Origin of the sequence: Polaromonas sp. (assembly GCF_039930745.1) — a bacterium.
Classification (GTDB): Bacteria; Pseudomonadota; Gammaproteobacteria; order Burkholderiales; family Burkholderiaceae_C; genus Polaromonas.
Genome location: NZ_JBDTTH010000138.1, coordinates 1 through 7,053 on the forward strand (window position 1 = coordinate 1; position 7,053 = coordinate 7,053).

Annotated in this window: 8 protein-coding genes and 1 pseudogene; 2 read left to right on the forward strand and 7 right to left on the reverse strand. The window is 61.8% G+C overall.

Annotated features, from left to right (window positions below):
• Positions 1 to 203: 203 nt before the first annotated feature.
• Entirely contained in the window at positions 204 to 1,205 is a 1,002-nt protein-coding gene (locus ABI660_RS22255) for a lysylphosphatidylglycerol synthase domain-containing protein (protein WP_348072249.1), read from the forward strand.
• 68 nt (positions 1,206 to 1,273) lie between these two features.
• Here ABI660_RS22255 and ABI660_RS22260 read toward each other — a convergent pair whose 3' ends face one another.
• From ABI660_RS22260 to ABI660_RS22270, 3 genes are all read right to left on the reverse strand, one after another.
• The gene (locus ABI660_RS22260) at positions 1,274 to 1,978 is read right to left on the reverse strand and encodes a glutathione S-transferase N-terminal domain-containing protein (RefSeq protein WP_348072251.1); all 705 of its coding nucleotides are present in this window, start codon (positions 1,976 to 1,978) and stop codon (positions 1,274 to 1,276) included.
• A 113-nt stretch (positions 1,979 to 2,091) separates the two neighbouring features.
• Entirely contained in the window at positions 2,092 to 2,463 is a 372-nt protein-coding gene (locus tag ABI660_RS22265) for a DnaJ domain-containing protein (RefSeq protein WP_348072253.1), read from the reverse strand.
• 124 nt (positions 2,464 to 2,587) lie between these two features.
• Complete coding sequence (locus tag ABI660_RS22270; protein ID WP_348072255.1) at positions 2,588 to 2,776, reverse strand: hypothetical protein; 189 nt, start codon at positions 2,774 to 2,776, stop codon at positions 2,588 to 2,590.
• Positions 2,777 to 2,996: 220 nt separating this feature from the next.
• Between ABI660_RS22270 and ABI660_RS22275 the strand changes: the two genes are divergently transcribed.
• A complete protein-coding gene (locus ABI660_RS22275) occupies positions 2,997 to 3,626 on the forward strand; it encodes a pyridoxamine 5'-phosphate oxidase family protein (protein ID WP_348072257.1) in 630 nt (209 codons plus the stop codon).
• Positions 3,627 to 3,769: 143 nt separating this feature from the next.
• Here the strand turns inward: ABI660_RS22275 and ABI660_RS22280 are convergent, their stop codons facing one another.
• The 4 genes and pseudogenes from ABI660_RS22280 to ABI660_RS22295 all read right to left on the reverse strand — a co-directional run.
• The gene (locus ABI660_RS22280; RefSeq protein ID WP_348072259.1) at positions 3,770 to 4,555 is read right to left on the reverse strand and encodes an alpha/beta hydrolase; all 786 of its coding nucleotides are present in this window, start codon (positions 4,553 to 4,555) and stop codon (positions 3,770 to 3,772) included.
• A 506-nt stretch (positions 4,556 to 5,061) separates the two neighbouring features.
• Positions 5,062 to 5,853, reverse strand: coding sequence for an ABC transporter ATP-binding protein (locus tag ABI660_RS22285; RefSeq protein ID WP_348072261.1), 792 nt, complete (start codon positions 5,851 to 5,853; stop codon positions 5,062 to 5,064).
• Between the two features lie 133 nt (positions 5,854 to 5,986).
• Positions 5,987 to 6,760 carry an ABC transporter permease gene (locus ABI660_RS22290; protein WP_348072263.1) on the reverse strand — a complete coding sequence of 258 codons (774 nt, stop codon included), beginning with the start codon at positions 6,758 to 6,760 and terminating at the stop codon, positions 5,987 to 5,989.
• 138 nt (positions 6,761 to 6,898) lie between these two features.
• Positions 6,899 to 7,053 (reverse strand): annotated as a pseudogene (locus ABI660_RS22295) (ABC transporter permease); the annotation flags it as partial.

Consider the following 7,053-nt stretch of genomic DNA (forward strand, 5'->3'; position numbering starts at 1 on the left):
CGTCTGTACTGTCGTCGCTTCGCCTTCGCGTTCACGAATGATGTAGAAATGGAATAAACCCGTGGGCCCTGTCCCTTGCTTGATCTTCGACAGCCTGCCCGCAGTGCGGCCCGGGCGATGGCTGCAACGTGAGTTTGCGCCTACAGCAACAAGCGCCGTCAGCGCTTGGCAAGCGGCCGGACGCACCGCAAAAATAAACCACCATGGCGAGTGACGCAGTGCCTTCTCTCGATAAATTTCCCACAGCAGCCGCATCGCGCCTCTGGCCGCGCCTGCGGCGCTGGCTGATGCCGGCCTTTGGTGTCCTGGTTCTTTGCCTGCTGATCTCGCATGCGCACAAAGTCGACTGGGCCGGTGCGTGGCAGGCGCTGAGGCAATATTCCCCGCTGCGGCTGCTGGCAGTGCTGGGCATCGCGACGGCCAGCCACATGCTCTACGGCTGTTATGACCTGATCGGCCGGCACCACACGCGGCACCGGCTGTCACGCTGGTGCACCTGGGCTATCGCCGTTGCCAGTTATGCCTTCAACCTGAACCTGGGCTCGCTGGTGGGCGGTATGGCCTTGCGCGCGCGCCTGTATGCCCGTGCCGGCTTGGACGAAGTGACTATCGCGCAGGTGATCGGCATCAGCCTGGCCACCAACTGGCTCGGTTATGGGCTGCTGGCCGGCAGCCTGTTTGCCGCCGGCGTGATCGAGGCGCCCGCCCAGGCGCATATGGCCAGCGGGACCTTGCGCGCCTTGGGCGGCTTGATGGTTCTGCTGGCGATCGGCTATGTGGTGGCCTGCGCCCTGACAAGTGGGAGCGAGTGGCGCATACGCGGCAAAAGTCTGCGTCTGCCGCCTGCAAAAATTGCATTGGTGCAGCTTGCCGTATCGGCAACGAACTGGGCGCTGATGGGCGCCGCGATGTATCTGCTGCTCAACCAGCAGGTGTCGTATGGCACGGCCCTTGGCGTGCTGATGGCCGCGTCGGTGGTCGGGGTGCTGATTCCGATTCCCGGTGGGCTGGGCGTGCTTGAGGCTGTTTACCTCGTGCTGCTGAGCGGCAGCATCCGCCAGGGCGTGCTGATGGGCGCGGTGCTGGCCTACCGGAGCCTGTATTACCTGGTGCCACTGGCCGGCGGTCTGCTGTTGTACCTGCTGCTTGAGCGCTACGCCTCCACACATCCCGCGACGGACGGCGCCGCTGCACCGCCCGTGTAGTACAAGCCAAAACGCAAACGCCGGCCTTGCGGCAAGCTTGCAGGCCGGCGAATTTCGCGCCCGGCTGATCAGCTGCGCGCGGGAATGGCCAGGCCTTTGGCCACGGCCGGACGTGCGACGAACGCTTCCACCACGCGTTTCACGTTGGCAAAGCTGTCGAAACCGACCAGCTCGCCCGCCTCATAAAACCCGTTCAGATTGCGCACCCAGCCGAAGGTGGCAATGTCGGCGATGGTGTAGCTGTCGCCCATGATCCAGCGGCGGCCTTCAAGCCGCTGGTCCAGCACGCCGAGCAGGCGTTTTGATTCCGCAACGTAGCGGTCGCGCGGGCGTTTGTCTTCGTACTCCTTGCCTGCGAACTTGTGGAAGAAGCCGAGCTGGCCGAACATGGGGCCGATGCCGCCCATCTGGAACATCAGCCACTGGATGGTTTCGTAGCGAGCGGCGGGGTCTGCCGGCATGAACTGCCCGGTTTTCTCGGCCAGGTAGATCAGGATGGCGCCGGACTCGAACAAGGCCAGCGGTTTGCCGCCTGGGCCGTTCGGGTCAAGGATGGCCGGGATCTTGTTGTTGGGGTTGAGCGAAAGAAACGCCGGCGACATCTGGTCGTTGGTGGCGAAGTCAACCAGGTGCGGCTCATAGGGCAGGCCGGTCTCTTCCAGCATGATGGACACCTTGACGCCGTTAGGCGTCGGCAGCGAATAAAGCTGGATGCGCTCAGGATGTTGCGCGGGCCATTTCTGGGTGATAGGGAAGGTGGAGAGATCGTTCATGGTGGCGGAATTGTCTTGTCAAGGAACAAAGCGCGGCTGCAGCGCCTCATGGAATCCCAACGACGAATAGGGGTATTTGCGCCGGCCCTCGCGGATGGACCGGCGCATGCTGTTCAGCGCGGTGTTGGCACGGTGACGCGCATGGCCGCCCAGGCCAGCTCCCAGGCAGCCACCCATGGCGCGGCCCACAGGTTAAGAATGTCGCCCGGTTCATGGCGTTGCCCATGGGTGCGCCATTCATACACCGGGCGGTAGCCTTGAGCGGCCGCTGCTACGGTTCCGTGCCTGTCGTAGGCAGCACGCCGGTCTGGTGCGCGGAGCACGTCATAGGCCTGCGCAATTTCCTTGAAGAATGCCTCGGCATTTTTTTCATCGCTGACGTCGGGGTGGTATTTTCGCGCAAGCCTGCGGTAGGCGTGCTTGATGTCGTTCGGCGTCGCGGTGCGTGCCACACCCATGACCGTGTAGTAGTCCTTGAATTTCATGAAAAAAGCTTTCAGGCGCGAATAAGCAATGCCAGTGACCTTAACGGAAAATGTCTGGCCGTGCATGGAGAGTGCAGCCCACTGTGCTTCAGGCGCTGCAGGAGACCCTGCTGTAAGCGATGCGTCAGAAACAGCCGCGGGCCCGGGCCTCGTGGAGCTCAAGCATGAGCGAGTCCACATCGTCCAGGCTTGTGATGGGGCGCGCCAGCTGGGCCAGCAGCGGCACGGGCAGCAGCACCTCTTCTTTTTCGGCGGCAGGCTTGCGTGAACCCAGGGGCAGGGTGTCAAGGTAGCGTTGATAGGTGGTTGACATGATGAAAGAAGTCCCTTGCATATCGATGGCTTCATCGTGGGACTGTTTGCGGGGCCACTGGGTAGGTGCACTCGCATTTCCCTGTCAGCCATGGCGTGCCGGCACTGTCGCCTGAACTTGCAGGGCGCACCGGTGCTCTCCTACACGCGTGCCGCGACGCGTTTGCATGTTGGCCGCATCCTTCGCGGATAATTTCGGAACATCTTCCGCAAGCATCGCCATGAACATCACTGCAAATCCCCACGCCATCACCACACTGGATCAGCTCGCGGCAATTTTTGGAGAGGTGGGCGAGGCCTCCAGCAGGAAAGAAGTGCCTTTCGTTCACCCCCACTATCGCGCGTTGATCGAAGCATCGCCGTTTGCCGTGCTGGCCACGGCGGGGCCGGATGGGCTGGACGCTTCGCCGCGTGGCGATGCACCGGGTTTTGTGCAGGTCGAGGACGACACCACGCTGCTGCTGCCCGAGCGCCGGGGCAACAACCGCGTGGACAGCCTGCGCAACCTTCTTGCCGACCCCCGGATGGCCCTGCTGTTCCTGATCCCCGGCGTGGGCGAAACGCTGCGTGTCAACGGCAGGGCCAGCATCACGACCGCGCCTGAGCTTCTGGAGCGTTTTACCGTGCAGGGCCAGTTGCCCAAATGTGTGATCGTCGTGAAGGTGGAGTCGGTGTTTTTCCAGTGTGCACGGGCCATCCAGCGTTCGGGCCTGTGGCTGGCACCGGCACCGGATGCACGCACCAAGGTACCCAGCCCCGGCACCATTCTTCAGGCGCTGACCGATGCATCCGTGAATGGCGAGGCTTATGACCGCGAGCTGCCGGCGCGCCAGCGAGCCACGCTGTACTGAGCCAACATTTTTCTGATTGCTATTGAATGGATAGCAATACAAGTCCTTTGATTAATGGGTACGCCCATTTTCAATAAAAGAATCCCGCAGCTTACACAGTCGGGCAGGGCATCTTGCGGGGCTCTTGCGCCGCCAATGGCATGTCAAGGTCTCGGTGATTCGGCCAGGAACCGTTCCAGCGCCAATGTCAGCATCGTGGTCTGGTCCTTGTGCGCCTCGTGGCCGGCAAAGGGAATACTCAGGTACCGGGCCTTGGGAAGCTGGGCCAGCAGTGCGTTGACGCTGGCGCGCGAGACCAGGTGGTCGTCGTCGCCGCGCACCAGTAGCAGCGGACAGCGAATGCGCACGCAGCTGTCGCCCGGGTAACCGTCTGGGCCTTCGTCCAGCCACATCTTCATCACCGCCGGCACCAGCGCGTCGAAATCCCTGTCGGGGCTGAGCGCTTCGTAGTCATCGACCATTTCGGGGAATTTCTGACGCCAGGACTGCGCGGTGATCTGGCGATAGATATCGAATGATTTGTCGCCCGGGGCCGGGTGTGCGTGCGCACCGATGGCTACCAGCTTGTCGACGCGCGAATCGGCAGCGGACGCCATGCGCAGCCCCACGATGCCGCCGTCGCTGAACCCGATCACGCCGTAGCGCTGCAGCCCGAAGTGTGCTGCCACCGCTTGGGCATCAGACTGCAGCAGCGCATAACTCAGCCCCTTATCGCCCAGCGACGAAGCGCCCTGGCCCCGGCTGTCCATGCCGACCAGAAAGTATTTTTCTGCCAGCGGCGCAGTGATGGCGTTGAAGTTTTCGATGTCCAGCATGCCTCCATGCAGCATCAACAGGGCAGGCTTCGATGCCTCGCCCAGCGTCTCGGCATAGATGCTGGCCCCGTTGATCTGCAGGTGCTTGCCGTTCCGGTGAGTGAACTGATTCATGGGAAAAAGTGTGTTTGGGTGTTTGTCTGACAAGGCAAGGGCTGGTGTAGCAGCTTCCGTCACAGCCTGCCATTAGCATGTTGCTGATGTCAAGCAGGGAAGCTTAACAACGCGTAACGGACGCGTGTGCGGTGCACGGGCCGTTTGCATTTCGGAACAAGGTGGCTTCGCGCTTGACGGCGCTGCTTGTTCATGAAGCGGGGTCTGGTTTACCGGTGGCGGAATACCAGGCAGCCAGGCAACTGTTCCGGCAGAGCCTGTCGAAGACCTGCTCCAAAAGTGAAGGACTGTGCGAAGGACTTCCGCTCCTGTCCGCTGTGTTGCGCTTTTACTTCTGCTATTGAAAAAATAGCTGCTTGTGCCCGTCCTTAAATGGTTGGCGCCTTATTTTATTGAAAATTAGTAACTACTCAGCGCACTGCATACGGCACGCTTTTCTTGCCCCCTCGCCCTCTGGGAGAGGGAGTAACTCCAGCCCAGATGAGCTGAGTAGTTACGAAAATTACTTATGCAGCTGCGCTGGCGAAGCCGGCGGCGCGCTGCACTTCGATACGGATCTCTTCGGTCAGCCGTGCCTTCAGCTCCACGAAAGCCGGCGTGGTTTTGACCGAGTAGTGGCGCGGGTGGGCAATCTCTACCTTCAGGTCGCACTTGATGCGGCCCGGGCGCGCGCTCATCACCACCACGCGGTTGCCCATGAAGATGGCCTCGTCGATGTCATGCGTGACAAACAGCACGGTTTTGCGCTCCGCTTCCCAGATGCCCTGCAACAGTTCCTGCATGAGCTCGCGAGTCTGGTGGTCCAGCGCGCCAAAGGGCTCGTCCATCAGCAGCATGCGCGGGTTGTTGGCCAGCGCGCGGGCCAGCGCCGTGCGCTGCTGCATGCCGCCCGAGAGTTGCTTCGGGAAATGGTTTTCAAAACCGGTGAGACCCACTTTCTGGATGAAAGGGTGGGCGATCGCATGCTGCTCGTCCAGCGGCAGGCCTTTTTCGCGCAAGCCAAAACAGACGTTCTCAAGAATACTGAGCCAGGGAAACAGCGTGTAGCTCTGAAACACCATGCCGCGGTCGGCCCCGGGGCCGGTGACAGGCCGGCCGTCCAGTGTGATGCTGCCGGTGCTTGGCGTGTCCAGCCCGGCCACCATGCGCAGCAGCGTGCTTTTGCCGCAGCCCGAAGGGCCGAGGATGGTGATGAAGTCGTTCTCTGCCACGCTGAGGTCGGTAGCCTGCAGCGCGACCGTGCCGCCGTTGGCGCCGGCAAAGGTCTTGGAGACCTGGGAGATTTGAAGAATGGTCATGGATAAGCAACGCAGTGGGACGAGCCTCGAAACTGTCTTTTCAAGCAGGGGCCGCGGAACCGGCTTTGCCGGGCCGCAGGCGCAGCGCCCCCTCGGGGGGCAGCGCAGCACACGAAGTGGCAAGCGTGGGGGCTCACAATCTCGCCCACGGGAACAGCTTGCGGTTCAACGCCTTGAACGCAAAGTCGGTCACAAGACCAATCACGCCGATCACGATGATGCCGAAGATGATCTGGTCGGTGGCCAGCAGTGCCTGGCTGTCGGTGATCATGTGGCCGATGCCGCTGGACGCGCCTATCAGTTCGGCGACGATCACATAAGTCCAGGCCCAACCCAGCACCATGCGCAGGGTCTCGGCAATCTCCGGCGCGCTGCTCGGCAGCAGCACACGGGTGACGATGCCGCGGTCGCCCGCCCCCAATGTGTACGCGGCTTCGACCAGGTCGCGCCGGGTGTTGCCCACGCTGACCGCGAACATCAACACCAACTGGAAGAACGAGCCGATAAAAATGACGGCCAGTTTTTGCGCTTCGCCGATGCCGGCCCAGAGGATCAGCAGCGGGATGAAGGCCGAGGCCGGTAGGTAGCGCGCAAAACTCACGAAGGGTTCGAAAAACGCTTCGATGGGTTTGTAGGCGCCCATCAGCACACCCAGCGGTACGGCCAGCACGGCGGCGATGAGAAACCCACCCAACACCCTCCACACCGTCATGCCGATGTCTTTGATAAAGCCCTGGTTGGCCAGCAGGTCGTAACCCGAGCGCACCATGGTGACGGGGTCGGCCAGGAAGGTCTTGGACACATAGCCGCCGAAGGTGGCAAAGGCCCACACTGCGAAGAACAGCACGAAGAATGAAATACCCAGCGCAATGCGTGCGGCGGGAGCAACGGGTTGGAGAGGTCGCATGGGTTTACAGGTGTAGGCTCGTCATCCCGGACTCGATCCGGGATCCATGACCCGAGCGCCAGCAATTCAGCGCTCAGGCATGGATTGCGGGTTCCCGGATCAAGTCCGGGACAGGCTCTACCCGCAATGACAGGTTTGTTATTTCAGGAAACGCGTGTCTGCCAGTTTGCTCATGTCGGGGAGCGACTTGATCACACCGGCTTCCAGCAGCAACTCGGCGGCTTCCTTGCTGAAGGTAGCGTGTTCGCCGGCAAAGAATTTCTGGTTGGCCGCGCGGTCCTGCCAGCGCAGGT

Coding starts and splice junctions, on each gene's coding strand:
- ABI660_RS22285 (WP_348072261.1), bottom strand. CDS start 5,853: ATGACCATTCTTCAAATCTCCCAGGTCTCCAAGACCTTTGCCGGCGCC.
- ABI660_RS22290 (WP_348072263.1), bottom strand. CDS start 6,760: ATGCGACCTCTCCAACCCGTTGCTCCCGCCGCACGCATTGCGCTGGGT.
- ABI660_RS22265 (WP_348072253.1), bottom strand. CDS start 2,463: ATGAAATTCAAGGACTACTACACGGTCATGGGTGTGGCACGCACCGCG.
- ABI660_RS22275 (WP_348072257.1), top strand. CDS start 2,997: ATGAACATCACTGCAAATCCCCACGCCATCACCACACTGGATCAGCTC.
- ABI660_RS22270 (WP_348072255.1), bottom strand. CDS start 2,776: ATGTCAACCACCTATCAACGCTACCTTGACACCCTGCCCCTGGGTTCA.
- ABI660_RS22260 (WP_348072251.1), bottom strand. CDS start 1,978: ATGAACGATCTCTCCACCTTCCCTATCACCCAGAAATGGCCCGCGCAA.
- ABI660_RS22280 (WP_348072259.1), bottom strand. CDS start 4,555: ATGAATCAGTTCACTCACCGGAACGGCAAGCACCTGCAGATCAACGGG.
- ABI660_RS22255 (WP_348072249.1), top strand. CDS start 204: ATGGCGAGTGACGCAGTGCCTTCTCTCGATAAATTTCCCACAGCAGCC.